Source organism: Microbacterium paludicola (genome assembly GCF_015235415.1).
Classification (GTDB): Bacteria; Actinomycetota; Actinomycetes; order Actinomycetales; family Microbacteriaceae; genus Microbacterium; species Microbacterium paludicola.
On the sequence record NZ_JADGLL010000006.1, the window covers coordinates 23,608 to 38,375 of the forward strand.

Sequence of the window (14,768 nt, forward strand, 5' to 3'; positions counted from 1 at the left end):
CTACGCGAGCGTGATCAGGTCGAGGTACGACTTGTTCCAGATGTCCTCGACGCCGTCGGGCAGCAGCAGCACCCGCTCGGGGTTCAGCGCCTCGACGGCGCCCTCGTCGTGCGAGACGAGGACGACCGCACCCTCGTAGTGCGCAAGGGCGCCGAGGATCTCCTCGCGCGATGCCGGATCGAGGTTGTTCGTCGGCTCGTCGAGCAGCAGCACGTTCGCGCTCGAGACCACGAGGGTCGCGAGCGACAGGCGGGTCTTCTCGCCGCCGGACAGCACGCCGGCCGGCTTGTGGACGTCGTCGCCCGTGAACAGGAACGAGCCGAGCACCTTGCGCGCCTCGGTCTCGTTCAGGTTCGGCGCGGCCGAGACCATGTTCTCGAGCACCGAGCGCTTCACGTCGAGGTTCTCGTGCTCCTGCGCGTAGTAGCCGATCTTCAGGCCGTGGCCCGGCTCGATCTGCCCGGTGTCGCTCTTGTCGGCGCCCGCGAGGATGCGCAGCAGCGTGGTCTTGCCCGCGCCGTTGAGGCCGAGCACAACGACCTTCGAGCCGCGATCGATCGCCAGGTCGACGCCCGCGAAGATCTCGAGCGCGCCGTACGACTTCGACAGCGACTTCGCCATGAGCGGCGTCTTGCCGCAGGGCGCCGGCTTCGGGAAGCGCAGCGCCGCGACGCGGTCGACCTGGCGCACCTCCTCGAGCCCCTCGAGCAGCTTCTCGGCGCGGGCGACCATCTGGTGCGCGGCGGCCGCCTTCGACGCCTTCGCACCGAAGCGGGCGGCGCGATCCTGCAGCGCCGACGCCTTCTTCTCGGCGTTGGCGCGCTCCTTCTTGCGGCGCTCCTCGTCGGCGACGCGCTGGCGCAGGTAGTGCTTCCAGCCCATGTTGTAGATGTCGATGACCTGGCGGTTGCCGTCCAGGTAGAACACCCGGTTCACGGTCTCCTCGACGAGGTCGACGTCGTGGCTGATCACGATCAGCCCGCCCTTGTACGACTTCAGGAAGTCGCGCAGCCACACGACGCTGTCGGCGTCGAGGTGGTTCGTCGGCTCGTCCAGGATCATCGACTCCGCGTCGGAGAACAGGATGCGCGCAAGCTCGATGCGGCGACGCTGGCCGCCCGAGAGCGTCTTCAGCGGCTGGTCGAGGATGCGGTCGGGAAGCGAGAGGTTGTTCGCGATCGTCGCCGCCTCGGCCTCGGCCGTGTACCCGCCGAGCGCCTCGAACCGCTCCATGTAGTGCGCGTAGCGCTTCATCGCCTTGGCGGCGACCTTCTCGTCCGTGGAGGCCATCTCGAGCGACGCCTCGTGCATCCCGAGCTGCAGCGAGCCGAGCCCGCGGGCATCGAGGATGCGGGTGCGCGCGAGCTGCTCCGGATCGCCGCTGCGGGGGTCCTGCGGCAGGTAGCCGAGCTCTCCGGTGCGCTCCACGCGGCCGTTCGCCGGAATGAGGTCACCCGCGAGCACCTTGGTGAGCGTGGTCTTGCCGGCGCCGTTGCGGCCGACGAGGCCGACCTTGTCGCCGGGGCTGACGCGGAACGAGACGTCGGACATGAGCATGCGCGCGCCGACGCGGATCTCGAGGTCGTGCACGGCGAGCACAGCGGACATCCATTCCCCGCGCGTCGCGCGGCCTGCTCAGGGGGTGTCGGCCCGAGAACCTGTCGAAGGCGGGCCAGCGTCCCAGTATAGGGACCCGCGTCCGAGCGTCTCCCGAGCGCCGGCCCGCTCTCAGGCGAAGTAGAGGTGGTGGTGGAGGCTGCAGTTCGGGTTGAACCCGGCTCGACAGCGGGCGCACTGCCCCGCGGCGAGGTACTCGTCGATCGACGACGTCTCGCCGCAGACGCCGCACAGCAGCGCCTGCGCCTCGCGGACGCGGGCCGGCCACGGGCGTGCCGGATGGTCGGCGTGCTCCTCGTGGCACGAGTGACACGGGTACCACCGGCCGCAGCAGGGGAACAGGATCGCCAACACGTCGAGCGGGCCCGCCCAGTGCGCGCAGCGCGTCTGCGCGTCGACCACCGCACCGTGGACGCGGTGAACGCCGACCCGGATGCCCGCACTCACGCGATCTCCCGTGCTCACGCGATCCCCCGTGCCGTGAGCGCGTCGGCGACATCGTCGGCGTGCCGCAGCGACATCACAAGCAGCGTCACGATGCCGCGCGGGCCGATCCGCACCCCGCGGGCGCGCTGGGCCTCGCGGATGCGCGCCGCGAAGTCGGCGACGACCGGCACCAGCGCGATCGTCAGCGTGAGCGTGAAGCCCACGCGCCACGGATCGACTCCCAGGCGCTGCAGCGGCGACAGCACCCGCTGCAGGGCCTCGAGCAGCTCCGAGGTCCGCGTCGTGAGGGTCAGCAGCCCCGCGAGCATCACCACGGAGACGACCCGCGTGGTGTTGACCACGGCGTCCGCGGGGGTCAGGAACACGAACTGGGTGACCGCGACGAACACGGCGATCCAGCGCGCGGCCCACAGCTGCCGGAGCCACGTGACCGGTCCGAACCCGCCGAGCAGGAAGGCACCGAAGACCACGAGCACCGCGACGCCGGCCATCAGCGGCGTGCGGGCGACGAGGGAGATCGCCACCGCGAGCACCGCCATGCCGGCGAGCTTCGCGCCCGCCGGCGCCCGGTGCAGGGGGCTCGTACCCGGCCGGTAGAGCGAGATCACCGTCGCGCGTCCTCGTGCTCCGCGCGGTACCGCGCGATCACCTCGGCGGGCGCCCCCACCTCGACGAGGCGCCCCTCGGAGAAGCGCAGGGCGACGTCGCAGCGTGCCGCGAGATCCAGGTCGTGGGTGACGATCACCGTCTGTGCCGCGATCGCGTCCTCCGTGGCCGCGGGGGCGAGGAGTTCGCCGATCCGCCGCGCGTTGCCGAGGTCGAGAAGCGTCGTCGGCTCGTCCGCGACGAGCACCGCCGGCCGGCGGATGAGCACGGCGATCAGCGCAACCAGCTGCTTCTGCCCGCCGGACAGGCTGTAGACGGGCTGGTCGCCTCGGTCGGCGAGCCCATAGCGCTCGAGCTCAGCCATGACGCGCGCCGCGACCGCGTCGCGCGGCAGGCCGGTGCCTCGCAGGGACAGCGCGATGTCCTCGGCGACCGTGGGCATGAGGATCTGGGCATCCGGGTTGGTGAAGACGAAGCCCACGAGGTCCCGGATGCGTCGCGCCTCGCGGGAGGCATCGATGCCGTGCACGCTCACCCGGCCGGACCTCGGCGCGACGAGGCCGTTGAGGAGCCGCGCGAAGGTGGACTTGCCGGATCCGTTCGCCCCGATCACGGCGATCCGGCCCTGATCCAGCCGCACCGAGACGTCACGCAGCACCGCCCGGCCCCCGAGCTCGACCGAGACCCGGTCGAGCTCGATCACCGGTGCACCGGGCTCCGACGTGCGCGTCATCGCGCGGCGGGCACGGGCTCCCCGGCGCGCGGCGCGGCCGGCGCGAGGGCGAACGCCGGCGGGTACGCCCGCCACAGCGCGAGCGCCAGCACGGTCGCGACGAAGGCCTTCGCCAGGTCGCCGGGGATGAAGACAAGGCTCGACACCGCCGCGTCCGCCAGCGGGATGCCGACGACCAGGGCGACGCCCGGCACGCCGAACGCGTAGACGACCCCGATCCCGCCGACGATCGCGCCGAGCGCGACTCGCCACCACACGGGGCCGGCCCCGCGGGTCCGTCCGGAGCGAGCGAGGAGGCCGGTGACGATCACACCGGGAATCCAGCCGATCATGTAGCCGACAGTGGGCCCGAAGAACACATCCAGCCCGCCGCGGCCACCGGACAGCACGGGGAGGCCCACGGCGGCGAGCAGCAGGACCACGAGCACGGCCGCCGCACCACGCACCGGGCCGAGCACGATCCCGGCGAGCATCACCCCGAGCGTCTGGAGGGTGATGGGCACGCCGACCGGGAGCGGGACCTGACCGGCGACGCCCAACACGACGATGATCGCGGCGAAGATCGCGATGCGTGCGAGATCGCGCGATTCGAAACGGGCGGACGACGCCATGGTTCCTCCTGAGAAGTCGAACAGCGACCTGAACACTGTTCACCTGAACACCGTTCACTATACTGAGCCGCATGGAATCCCGTGACGCGCGACCCGTCATGGAGCGCAACACACGGGACGGCATCATCGACACCGCCATACGCCTGCTCGAGGAGACGGGCCTCCCCGACCTCTCGATGCGGCGGCTCGCCGGCGCGATCGGCGTTCAGCCGAGCGCGCTCTACTGGCACTTCGAGAACAAGCAGTCGCTGCTCGCCGCGGTCGCCGACAGGATCGTCGGAGCGGCGGAGGCCGCGCCGGCGACCGGAGACCGCGACGCGGATGTGACAGCGGCGGCCATCGGGCTGCGGGACGCGCTGCTGAGCCACCGCGACGGCGCGGAGGTCGTGCTGAGCACGCAGGCACTCGGCCTCGGGTCCGAGGCCACGCACCGGCGCCTTGCCCAGGCGCTCGGTGGCGGCGACGCGGCGGCGTCCGCGGCGACAGTGCTGCTTCAGTTCATCCTCGGACATGCGTCGCTCGTGCAGCAGCGCATTCAGGCGGCGAGGTTCGGCGCCTATCCTCAGGACGAGGCGGACGTCGTGGCAACGACCTCCGCGGACTTCTCGGCGGGAGTGCGGATGATCCTCGCCGGCCTCGACGTCACGGGCTGAGCCCGCTCAGCCCGTGCGCTCGGCGATTCCCCGGCGCCAGTAGCCCATGAAGGCGACACGGCGGCGGTCGACGCCGTGCGTCGACACAAGCAGCCGGCGCAGCTGCTTGATGGTTGCCGCCTCCCCCGCGATCCAGGCGTAGAACTCGCCCTCGATCGGGTCGGGGCTGTCCCACAGCATCTCGCGGTCGACGTCGACGTCGGCGAGCTCCTGCGGTCGCGGGGCCGCGGCCACGGACAGCACATCGCGGTGCGCCTGCGCCCAGTCGGCGACGGCCTCGATCAGCGCCTCGCCGTGCTCCCGCTCGGCGCCGCCCTCGCGCTCGCGCACGATCCAGCGGATGTTCACGCCCGCGTTCGGCGCCTCGAACACCCCGGCGTCGGCGACGCTCGGCACCTCGACGAACACGTCGGCCGTCCGCCCCTCGGGCAGGCAGTCGAGGATGCCGCCGATCGCGGGCACGGCGGTCTCGTCGCCGATGAGGAGCAGCCGCGAGGCGTTCGCGGGCCGGAAGTCGATGCCGCCCCGCGAATGCGGGCTGCGCTCGTCCGGGCCCACGATGACGATCTCCTCGCCGCCGCGCACGTTCTCGGCCCAGGTGCCGGCGGGGCCCGCGTCGTGGTGCACAACGAAGTCGACGGTGAGCAGGCGAGCGACCGGATCGATCCGGCGGACCGTGTAGGTGCGGAACGGGTTGCGGCGCTCCTCGGGCAGCGCGCGCCAGGTGTCGTACCAGTCGCCGGCGAGCCGGCGCTCCTCGTCGTCCTGACCCACGTCGCAGAGCGATCCGTCCGCGAACGGGAAGATCAGCTTGATCCGCTGATCGAGCCCCGCCGTGCCGAAGTTCTCGAACTCGTCGCTCGCGAACGTGATCCGCGCGAAGTGCGGACTCAGCCGTTCGACGCGCCGCACGACAGCACGGTACGGGCGGTACGCGGGGCGGATGACAGGCGGCGCGATGGTGGTCACGGCGACGAGTCTACGGGATGAAGTTAGGACAGCCTCACCTGTGTTGAGTCAGTTCGTGGGCGTGGCCGAGACGCAGGCCCGGCACGAGGGCGAGGATCGCCAGCGCGCCCGCGATGGCGAACACGACGGGGAAACCGGCGCCGGTGCCCGCGAGCGATGTGAACGCAAGACCCATCACCGCGATCGTCGCCGAAGCGCCGACCGAGTCGCTGATCTGCAGCGCGGCCGAGTTGAAGCCCTCGTTCGCGCGATCCGAGTAGGCGAGCGTCAGCACGGTCAGGCGCGGATACATCAGGCCCATCCCGAACCCGGCGAACGACCAGAGCGCGATCGGCACCACGGGCGGCAGCGCGAGCAGCGCCGTCACGGCGCACGCCGCCGCGGCGACGAGAAGCAGCACGACACCCGTCGCGGCGATCCTGGTGTTGCCGATCCGATCGCCGAACCGGCCTGACACCTGTGCGCTGATGGCCCACGCGATCGCCGCGGTGGTCAGCCCGAGCCCCGCCCAGGTCGGCGTGAAGTCGTAATGATCGATCAGCAGGTACGGAACGTAGATCTCGGCGCCGAACAGGGCGCCGGCGATCAGCCCACGCATCAGCACCACGCTGGGAAGCCCCCGCGCGCTCCGCAGGGTGCGCTTAGGCAGCAGCGGCAGGATGGTCGCGCCGATGACGACGAGCGTGACCCCGGCGATCCCCCAGCCGAGCGCCGGGTCGAGCGACTCGGCGAGCTCGCCCGTGATGCCGAGCGCGAGCGCCGCCACCGCCACGACGACGGCGAACATGAGCCGCCGGGCCACGCCGCCCTGCGGGATCGCACCGCCCTCTGCGGGGCCGCGCAGGTGAAGCAGCCGCGGCAGGATCATCGTGAACGCGACGATGGTGAGAGCTCCGAGACCCGCGAACACCCAGCGCCAGCCGAGGTGCTCGGTGACGATGCCGGCCACGGACGGACCGACGAGGGACGGCACCACCCACGCCGCCGAGAACGCCGCCATCACGCGGCCGTGAAGCGCTGACGGATACACGCGGGCGACGACGACGTACAGCGCCACGACCTGGGCGCCGGACCCCAGCCCGGTGATGAGCCGCCCGAGGACAAGGATCTCCATGGTCGGCGCCAGGGCGTCGATCGCGAGCCCCGCGACGAAGAGCGCCACCGCGGTGAACAGCGGCAGCACGGGACCGGATCGGTCCGACCATGCGCCGGCGGCGACCATGCCGATGACGCCGGTGGCGAGCGTGCCGGAGAACGCCAGCGCGAACAGCGCGTCGCCGTCGAGGGCCTCGCTCACGATCGGCATCACGGTGGTGAGGGCGAGCGACGTCAGCGCCGCCAGGAAGATCAGCGAGACGGAGCCCGCGGTCACCCAGGCGACGCGAGGATCCCACAGCGAGCGTGCACCCTCCGCATCCACATGGGCGACGGGGATCGGACGGGTGAGGCCGTGCGGTTCCGGGTTGAGGGGGCCGGTCATCGCGCGAGCGCACCGATGCGCGTGACGGCCTCCGTGAGGATCTCCGGCCCGGTGCCGAAGTTGATCCGGACGTGGCCGCGTCCCTCGTCGCCGAACAGCGGACCGAGGTGGAGCGCGACGCCCGCCTCCTTCCGGATCCGGGCGGCGGGGTTGTCGCCCCACCCGAGGGCGGACAGGTCCACCCACGCGAGGTAGCCGCCCTGGCCGGGCAGATAGCGGGCCCCGGGAACGTGCTCGGCGAGGAGGTCGCGCAGCAGGAAGCGGTTGAGGTCGAGCCGCGCGATCAGGGCGTCGAGCCACTCGTCGCTCTCCTCGAACGCGGCGACGTTGGCGAACACGCCGAACAGGGACGTGCGCCACTCGACCTCGGCCGGCAGGTCGCTGACGATCCGGGAGGGTGCGTCCGCGGCCGTGATGATGAACGCGCATTTCAGGCCGGCGAGGTTGAACGCCTTGCTCGCGCTCGTCAGCGCGAACCCGACCTCCGCGGCCTCCGGCGCCGCGTCGAGGAAGGGCGTGAAGGTCGCGCCGGGAAGGGTCAGCGGGGCGTGGATCTCGTCGCTGATGACCCACGCGCCGTGCCGATGGGCGATGCGTGCGAGCTCGGCAAGCGCCTCGCGCGAGTGGACCGTGCCCGTGGGGTTGTGGGGGTTGCACAGCAGCATCGCCTTCGCGCCGCGCGCGAACGCGGCGTCGATGCCGTCGAGATCGAGGCTCCAGCCGTTCTCGTCGGCGAGGAGCGGCACGCGCTCGACCTCGGTGCGCGACTCCTCGTTCACCATGAAGAACGGCGGATACACGGGCGGGGTGACGATGACCCGGTCGCCCGGCTCGGTCACCGCGCGCAGCAGTTCCGCGACGCCCATCATCACGTCGCACGTCGTGCGCACGCGCTCCTGGTCGATGGTCCAGCCGAACCGGCGCTCGGCGAAGCCCGCGAACGCGGCGGGCAGCCCCGTGCGGGGCGGGGTGTAGCCGGTGTCGCCGCGCTCGACCGCGGCGGCCAGCGCGCGCGTGATGGCGGGCGCCAGCGCGAAGTCTGTCTCCGCGACGAACAGGGGCAGGATGTCGGCGGGGTAGGTGCGCCACTTCGAGCTGCTCCGCCTGCGGAGTTCCTCCAGGGGCAGCGCTTCCAGCGGGGTGATGCTCACCCGCTCGAGCCTACCGGCGAACGCCGAAGGGCCCGGAGTCTCCCCCGGGCCCCAAAGCGTGCGAGCCGCTTCTGAACAATGCTGTGCGAGCGAAGCCCACAGACTGCAACCCCTGCGAGCGAAGCCCCCAGGCCGCAACCCCTGCGAGCGAAGCCCTCAGGCCGTAACCCCCTGCGAGCGAAGCGAGCGTGGAGCGAAGCGACCCCGCAGCGCGAAGCGCTGCCGCAACGGAGCGCCAGCGACGGTGCCTCGCTCGCGAGGGCGCCGCTTGCGGCCCCGAAGCGTGCGAGCCGCTTCTGAACAATGCTGTGCGAGCGAAGCGAGCGTGGAGCGAAGCGACTGCCGACCATCTCCACAACGCGACCCCCGTCGGGGATGGAGCGAAGCGACAGCCCGCGATCCCGAGCCCCGGCGCGAAGCGCCGGGCGAGAGATCGCGCACGCTCGATGCACTACCCCGCGAAGCGGGAAATCAGATAGCGAACCCCAGCGCCCGCATCATGTCGCGGCCGTCGTCCGTGATCCGCTCCGGACCCCACGGCGGCATCCAGACCCAGTTGATCCGGAATCGCTCCACGACGTCGTCCAGCGCCTGCGCCGTCTGCTCCTCGAGCACGTCGGTCAGCGGGCAGCCGGCGCTGGTGAGGGTCATGTGGATGATGAGGGCGTCGTTCTCGTCGTCCCACGCGAGGTCGTAGATGAGGCCGAGATCGACGACGTTGACACCGAGTTCGGGGTCCATGACGTCCTTGAGGGCCTCAGTGACCTCGTCGTACTTCTCTGGCGTGAGGGTCGCGCTCATGGCGGCGATCCTACGCCTCGAGCGGGGCGTCGGCAGGCAGGTATGCCGTGTAGCCCTCGTTCTCGAGACGCTCGGCGAGCTCGGGGCCGCCCTCTTCGACGATCTGGCCCTTGACCATCACGTGCACGAAGTCGGGCTTGATGTAGCGCAGGATGCGCGTGTAGTGCGTGATGAGCAGAACGCCGAGGCCGGTGTTCTCCTTCGCGCGGTTCACGCCCTCCGACACGATCTTCAGCGCGTCGACGTCGAGGCCGGAGTCGGTCTCGTCGAGGATCGCGAGCTTCGGCTGCAGAAGCTCGAGCTGAAGGATCTCGTGGCGCTTCTTCTCGCCGCCCGAGAAGCCCTCGTTGACGTTGCGCTGGGCGAACTTGTCGTCCATGCGGAGGTTCTTCATCCCCTCCTTGACCTGCTTGGTCCAGGTGCGCAGCGAGGGCGCCTCGCCGTCGATCGCGGTCTTCGCGGTGCGGAGGAAGTTCGTGACCGTGACGCCGGGGATCTCGACCGGGTACTGCATCGCGAGGAACAGGCCGGCGCGGGCACGCTCGTCGACGGCCATCTCGAGCACGTCCTCACCGTCGAACGTGATGCTGCCGCTCGTGACCGTGTACTTCGGGTGGCCGGCGATGGTCGACGCGAGCGTCGACTTGCCCGAGCCGTTGGGGCCCATGATGGCGTGCGTCTCGCCGGAGCGGACCGTGAGGGTCACGCCGTTGAGGATCGGGATGATGCCTTCGTCGGTTTCGACCGTGACATGCAGGTCGCGGATCTCGAGAACGGACATTTCAGACTTCCTTCTTCAGGCTGGGGTCGATGAGCACGTCGTCGCCGTCGATCTGGACGGCGAACACCGGGACGGGCTCGTAAGCGGGGAGGTTCAGGGGCTTGCCGGTGCGGAGCGAGAAGGCCGAGCCGTGGGCCCAGCATTCGAGCGTCTCGCCCTCGACGAAGCCCTCGGAGAGGGAGATGTCGCCGTGCGTGCAGGTGTCGCCGATGGCGTGCACCTCACCGGCGGAGTCGAGCACCACGGCGATCGCGACGCCGTCGACGTCGACCTTCAGCGGGGTGTCCTGCTCGAGGTCGCTCAGCGCGCAGACGCGCGTGGCGCTCACGCGCCGGCTCCGATCGGATCCGCTCCCTCGGCGAGCTCCTTCTCGATGAGCGCCGTGAGCTCCTCCTCCAGGGAGGGGACGCCGATCTTCTGCACGGTCTCGGCGAGGAAGCCGAGCACAACGAGGCGGCGAGCCTCCTCCTCGGAGATGCCGCGAGCCTGCAGGTAGAACAGCTGCTCGTCGTCGAAGCGACCGGTCGCCGACGCGTGGCCGGCGCCCTTGATGTCGCCCGTCTGGATCTCGAGATTCGGGATCGAGTCGGCGCGCGCGCCGTTCGTGAGGACGAGGTTGCGGTTCGCCTCGTACGAGTCGGTGCCGGTGGCGTCCGGGCCGATCAGCACGTCGCCGATCCAGACAGTGCGGGCGCTCTCGCCCTGCAGCGCGCCCTTGTAGAGCACGTCGCCGACGGTCTCGACGCCCTTGTGGTGCAGATACACCTGGCTCTCGAGGTGCTGGCCGGCGTCGCTGAACGCGAGGCCGTACATCTCGCCATTCGAACCGGCGCCCGACAGCTCGAGGTTCGGGTTGACGCGCACGACGCCGCCGCCGAAGCTGACGACGACGTGGCGCACCGTGGCGTCGCGGTCGACGCGCGTCTGGTGCGCCGCGGCGTGGATCGCGTCGTCGTTCCACTGCTGGACGGTCACGACCGTGAGGTTCGCGCCGTCACGGGCGATGATCTCGACGTTCTGCGCGTACTGCGCGGATCCTGCGTGGCGCAGCACGACGGTCGCCTTGCTGTGCTCGAGCGCCTCGATGACGAAGTGGCCGTCCGCACGGCGGTCGGCGCCGGCGCCAGTGATCTCGATCACGATGGGCTCGGCGACCTCGGCCTCGCGCGGCACGCGGACGTGAAGGGCCTCGGCGGCGCCCTGCCACGCGATGGCCGCGGGCAGGTCCTCGGGGACGAAGAACTCGCCGCGCGGGGCGTCGCCGATCTTGAGCGGCACGCCGACGAACTCGCTGCCGCCCGTCACCTCGACCGTCACGCCGTCGTTCACGGCGGCGGGCGCGAGGAGGGGCTTCAGGCGGTTCAGCGGCGTGTGCTTCCAGTTCACCTCGCGGCCCGTCGGCACGCCGAAGTCGGCGGGCTCGTACGAGCGGAGGCGCTCCGAGCGGGTCTGCACCGGCACGTTGCCGGAGCGCGCGCTCGTGTCCGCGACCTGCGCCGCGGGGTCCACGTGGGCGTGCGTATCCTGCGCCGTCTCCGGCGCCGACGTCGACGTCGTCATATCAGCCGACCGATCCTTCCATGCCCATCTCGATGAGCTTGTTCAGCTCGAGGGCGTACTCCATGGGCAGTTCGCGTGCGATGGGCTCGATGAAGCCGCGCACGATCATGGCCATCGCCTCGTCCTCCGGCATGCCGCGGGACATGAGGTAGAACAGCTGCTCCTCGCTGACCTTCGACACCGTGGCCTCGTGGCCGAGCTGCACGTCGTCGACGCGGATGTCGATTGCGGGGTACGTGTCGGAGCGCGACATCGTGTCGACGAGCAGCGCATCGCAGCGGACCGTGTTCGCCGAGTGATGGGCGTTCGCGTCGACGCGGACCTCGCCGCGGTAGCCGGCGCGGCCGCCTCCGCGGGCGATCGACTTGGAGACGATCGACGACTGCGTGTACGGCGCCATGTGGATCATCTTCGCGCCGGCGTCCTGGTGCTGACCGGGACCGGCGAAGGCGACGGAGAGGGTCTCGCCCTTCGCGTGCTCGCCCATCAGGAAGATCGACGGGTACTTCATCGTGACCTTCGAGCCGATGTTGCCGTCGATCCACTCCATGGTCGCTCCCTCGTGCGCCACGGCGCGCTTGGTGACCAGGTTGTAGACGTTGTTCGACCAGTTCTGGATCGTCGTGTACCGAACGCGGGCGTTCTTCTTCACGATGATCTCGACCACGGCCGAGTGCAGCGAGTCGCTCTTGTAGATCGGGGCGGTGCAGCCCTCGATGTAGTGGACGTAGGAGTCCTCGTCCGCGATGATCAGGGTCCGCTCGAACTGGCCCATGTTCTCGGTGTTGATGCGGAAGTAGGCCTGCAGCGGGATCTCGACGTGCACGCCCTTGGGCACGTACACGAACGATCCGCCCGACCAGACGGCGGTGTTCAGCGCGGCGAACTTGTTGTCGCCGGCCGGTATCACGGTGCCGAAGTACTCCTCGAAGAACTCGGGGTGCTCGCGCAGCGCCGTGTCGGTGTCCATGAAGATGACGCCCTGCGCCTCAAGGTCCTCGCGGATCTGGTGGTAGACGACCTCGGACTCGTACTGCGCGGCGACGCCGGCGACGAGGCGCTGGCGCTCGGCCTCGGGGATGCCGAGCTTCTCGTACGTGTTCTTGATGTCCTCCGGAAGGTCCTCCCACGACTGGGCCTGCTTCTCGGTGGAGCGCACGAAGTACTTGATGTTGTCGAAGTCGATGTCGCTGAGGTCGGCGCCCCAGGTCGGCATCGGCTTCTTGCCGAACAGGTCGAGACCCTTCAGACGGGTCTTGAGCATCCATTCGGGCTCGTTCTTGAGGGCGGAGATGTCGCGGACGACGGTATCGCTGAGTCCGCGACGTGCGCTGGCACCCGCGGCATCCGCGTCGTGCCAGCCGAACTCGTACACCCCCAGACCCTCGAGCTCGGGACGGTCGATCAGCACATCGGACATGGCGTCACTCTCCTCATCAGGCCTCAGACGGTGTCAGCCGCCCCGACGATGCACTGGACGAGCCAGCACCTGCGCCGTAGGGCCTTTCACATGAGGCGCGAAGAACTCGCGCCTAGACTTGGAGCGGCGCGGCGAGACTCCTCGCGCGCATCCGCAGCACTCCCGATTCTACAGGTTCCGCCCTTCACCCGGCCGTTCGGCACCTGTCTCACGGGGTAACGCCAGGAGGCAAACCGTCATGTCCGCCGACGTCCTCGCGCCCGTCTCCCCTCGCCGCCCGGTGGCGAGCCACCGGCCCGGCCGCTGGCTGATGACCTTCGCGTGGCTGTCGTTCATCGCGGAGGTCGTGATCATCGGCACCGGCGGCGCGGTGCGCCTGACCGGGTCGGGACTCGGCTGCTCGGAATGGCCCCTGTGCACGCCCGAGTCGCTCGTGCCCACGCAGGAGCTCGGCATCCACGGGCTGATCGAGTTCGGAAACCGCACGATGACGGGAGTCGTCGGCATCCTGGCGCTCGTCGTGCTGGCGCTGACCCTTGTGCACCTGCGGGCCCGCCGCCAGCTCGTGACGGTCGGCTGGTTCGCGCTCGGCGGCATCGCGCTCGCCGTCCTGACGCTCGTCGTCACGAGTTCCTTCGTCGCCGCCGTCTCGGCCGCCCTCCTGGCCGTGATCGCCGCGGCGATCGTCACGATCCGGCGCGTCCCCGCCCGCCGCGACCTCCTGGTCCTCGCCTGGCTCGTCCTCATCGGCATCGTCGCGCAGGGCCTCGTCGGCGGGATCACGGTGCTGACCGGTCTGAACCCGTTCATCGTGGGCTTCCACTACGCGAGCTCGGTCGTGCTCGTCACCCTGACCGCCGCGTATCTCGTGCGGGCGTACGACGTGCCAGGGCCGCGCGAGCGCGCGGTGCCGGCATGGTTCGCCATCCTGACGCACGTCACGACGCTCGTCCTGGCGGCGACCATCGCGTTCGGCGTCCTGACGACCGGCAACGGGCCGCACTCCGGCGACCGGAACGTCATCCGCACCGGCTTCGACGCCACGGTGCTCGCGCACGTGCACTCGTGGCCCGGCTACATCCTTCTCGGCCTCGGCGTGATCCTGACCGTGGCGGCGGCGATGCTGCGCCTGCGGCCGCTGCGCTGGCTCGTTGTGCTGCTCGCGGTTATCGCCGTGCAGGTGGTCGTCGGCGTGATCCAGGCGCGCAACGGGCTTCCCGAGCTGCTGGTGGGAATCCACATGGTGCTGGCGGCGCTGTCCGCCGCGGCGTTCACCGTGGTTGTGCTGCGGCTGAAGCGCCCCGCCGGGCACGTCGAGCGCCCGGCCGGACGGTAGTCACTCGTCGCTCGTGGCGGTGGGCACCAGGATGCCGCGCGCGAGCGAGTGGAAGTGCCGGTTGAAGCCGAGGATGGCGGGCGTCGCCTCGTCCGGCAGCTCCAGGTGCTCGACGTCCAGCGCGTCGACCACGAAGAAATAGCGGTGGACGCCCGTGCCGGGCGGCGGGGCCGCGCCGATGAACTGGCGCGTGCGCTGCTCGTTCGGCAGGGTGATGCCGGCCGGGGTCTCCCCCGTCGGGAACGACGTCACGTCGGCCGGGATGTCGTACACCGCCCAGTGCCAGAAGCCAGAGCCGGTCGGCGCATCCGGATCGAAGCACGACAGCGCGAACGACTTCGTGCCCTCCGGGGCGCCCGACCAGGTGAGCTGAGGCGAGGTGTCGGATCCGCCGGCCTGCGACCCCCAGTGGGCCTTGGCGAGCGGCTGATCGTGCGAGATGTCGGTGCTCGTCAGGGTCAGCGGCGCGAAGTCGCGCAGCGTGGCGAGTTCGGCATACGGGTCGTAAGAGAACATTGACCCTCCTTTCGCGGCCAGACTAGAGCGCCCGCATCCCACGCGCGCGGGCCTTGACGGGACGCGTCCAGCAGATCCATAGGGGCC

The 14,768-nt window shown here is 70.5% G+C and carries 16 protein-coding genes; 2 read left to right on the plus strand and 14 right to left on the minus strand.

What is annotated here, in order from left to right; translation table 11 throughout:
* From IR155_RS04315 to IR155_RS04335, 5 genes are all read right to left on the minus strand, one after another.
* Nucleotides 1-1,599 carry an ABC-F family ATP-binding cassette domain-containing protein gene (locus IR155_RS04315; RefSeq protein WP_135113648.1) on the minus strand — a complete coding sequence of 533 codons (1,599 nt, stop codon included), beginning with the start codon at nucleotides 1,597-1,599 and terminating at the stop codon, nucleotides 1-3.
* 129 nt (nucleotides 1,600-1,728) lie between these two features.
* Nucleotides 1,729-2,082 (minus strand): CHY zinc finger protein, encoded by a 354-nt coding sequence (locus IR155_RS04320; RefSeq protein WP_233441096.1) that lies wholly within the window; start codon nucleotides 2,080-2,082, stop codon nucleotides 1,729-1,731.
* A complete protein-coding gene (locus IR155_RS04325) occupies nucleotides 2,079-2,672 on the minus strand; it encodes an energy-coupling factor transporter transmembrane component T family protein (RefSeq protein ID WP_135113539.1) in 594 nt (197 codons plus the stop codon). Before IR155_RS04325 ends, IR155_RS04320 begins: the two co-directional genes overlap by 4 nt.
* Nucleotides 2,669-3,403, minus strand: a complete 735-nt coding sequence (locus IR155_RS04330) for an energy-coupling factor ABC transporter ATP-binding protein (protein WP_135113540.1) — start codon at nucleotides 3,401-3,403, stop codon at nucleotides 2,669-2,671. The genes IR155_RS04325 and IR155_RS04330 overlap by 4 nt, the downstream gene beginning before the upstream one ends.
* Nucleotides 3,400-4,014 (minus strand): biotin transporter BioY, encoded by a 615-nt coding sequence (locus tag IR155_RS04335; RefSeq protein ID WP_135113542.1) that lies wholly within the window; start codon nucleotides 4,012-4,014, stop codon nucleotides 3,400-3,402. Before IR155_RS04335 ends, IR155_RS04330 begins: the two co-directional genes overlap by 4 nt.
* 71 nt (nucleotides 4,015-4,085) lie before the next feature.
* Between IR155_RS04335 and IR155_RS04340 the strand changes: the two genes are divergently transcribed.
* Nucleotides 4,086-4,667 carry a TetR family transcriptional regulator gene (locus tag IR155_RS04340; protein ID WP_228066641.1) on the plus strand — a complete coding sequence of 194 codons (582 nt, stop codon included), beginning with the start codon at nucleotides 4,086-4,088 and terminating at the stop codon, nucleotides 4,665-4,667.
* 6 nt (nucleotides 4,668-4,673) lie between these two features.
* On the opposite strand, the gene IR155_RS16210 is transcribed toward IR155_RS04340, so the two are convergent.
* From IR155_RS16210 to sufB, 8 genes are all read right to left on the minus strand, one after another.
* On the minus strand, nucleotides 4,674-5,636 hold the full coding sequence (locus tag IR155_RS16210) for a siderophore-interacting protein (protein WP_233441097.1): 963 nt from the start codon (nucleotides 5,634-5,636) through the stop codon (nucleotides 4,674-4,676).
* Nucleotides 5,637-5,670: 34 nt separating this feature from the next.
* The gene (locus tag IR155_RS04350; protein ID WP_135113544.1) at nucleotides 5,671-7,116 is read right to left on the minus strand and encodes an MFS transporter; all 1,446 of its coding nucleotides are present in this window, start codon (nucleotides 7,114-7,116) and stop codon (nucleotides 5,671-5,673) included.
* The gene (locus IR155_RS04355) at nucleotides 7,113-8,267 is read right to left on the minus strand and encodes a MalY/PatB family protein (protein ID WP_135113546.1); all 1,155 of its coding nucleotides are present in this window, start codon (nucleotides 8,265-8,267) and stop codon (nucleotides 7,113-7,115) included. The genes IR155_RS04350 and IR155_RS04355 overlap by 4 nt, the downstream gene beginning before the upstream one ends.
* A 471-nt stretch (nucleotides 8,268-8,738) precedes the next feature.
* Entirely contained in the window at nucleotides 8,739-9,068 is a 330-nt protein-coding gene (locus IR155_RS04360) for a metal-sulfur cluster assembly factor (RefSeq protein WP_135113548.1), read from the minus strand.
* 10 nt (nucleotides 9,069-9,078) lie between these two features.
* A complete protein-coding gene (gene sufC, locus IR155_RS04365; RefSeq protein WP_135113550.1) occupies nucleotides 9,079-9,849 on the minus strand; it encodes a Fe-S cluster assembly ATPase SufC in 771 nt (256 codons plus the stop codon).
* Nucleotide 9,850: 1 nt separating this feature from the next.
* Nucleotides 9,851-10,177 (minus strand): non-heme iron oxygenase ferredoxin subunit, encoded by a 327-nt coding sequence (locus IR155_RS04370; protein ID WP_135113552.1) that lies wholly within the window; start codon nucleotides 10,175-10,177, stop codon nucleotides 9,851-9,853.
* Nucleotides 10,174-11,409 carry a Fe-S cluster assembly protein SufD gene (sufD, locus tag IR155_RS04375; RefSeq protein ID WP_135113554.1) on the minus strand — a complete coding sequence of 412 codons (1,236 nt, stop codon included), beginning with the start codon at nucleotides 11,407-11,409 and terminating at the stop codon, nucleotides 10,174-10,176. Before sufD ends, IR155_RS04370 begins: the two co-directional genes overlap by 4 nt.
* A gap of 1 nt (nucleotide 11,410) precedes the next feature.
* Nucleotides 11,411-12,829 carry a Fe-S cluster assembly protein SufB gene (sufB, locus tag IR155_RS04380; RefSeq protein WP_135113556.1) on the minus strand — a complete coding sequence of 473 codons (1,419 nt, stop codon included), beginning with the start codon at nucleotides 12,827-12,829 and terminating at the stop codon, nucleotides 11,411-11,413.
* 238 nt (nucleotides 12,830-13,067) lie between these two features.
* On the opposite strand from sufB, the gene IR155_RS04385 reads away from it, so the two are divergent.
* Nucleotides 13,068-14,165, plus strand: a complete 1,098-nt coding sequence (locus tag IR155_RS04385; RefSeq protein ID WP_194210293.1) for a COX15/CtaA family protein — start codon at nucleotides 13,068-13,070, stop codon at nucleotides 14,163-14,165.
* Here IR155_RS04385 and IR155_RS04390 read toward each other — a convergent pair whose 3' ends face one another.
* The gene (locus IR155_RS04390) at nucleotides 14,166-14,681 is read right to left on the minus strand and encodes a YbhB/YbcL family Raf kinase inhibitor-like protein (RefSeq protein ID WP_135113558.1); all 516 of its coding nucleotides are present in this window, start codon (nucleotides 14,679-14,681) and stop codon (nucleotides 14,166-14,168) included.
* Nucleotides 14,682-14,768 lie beyond the last annotated feature (87 nt).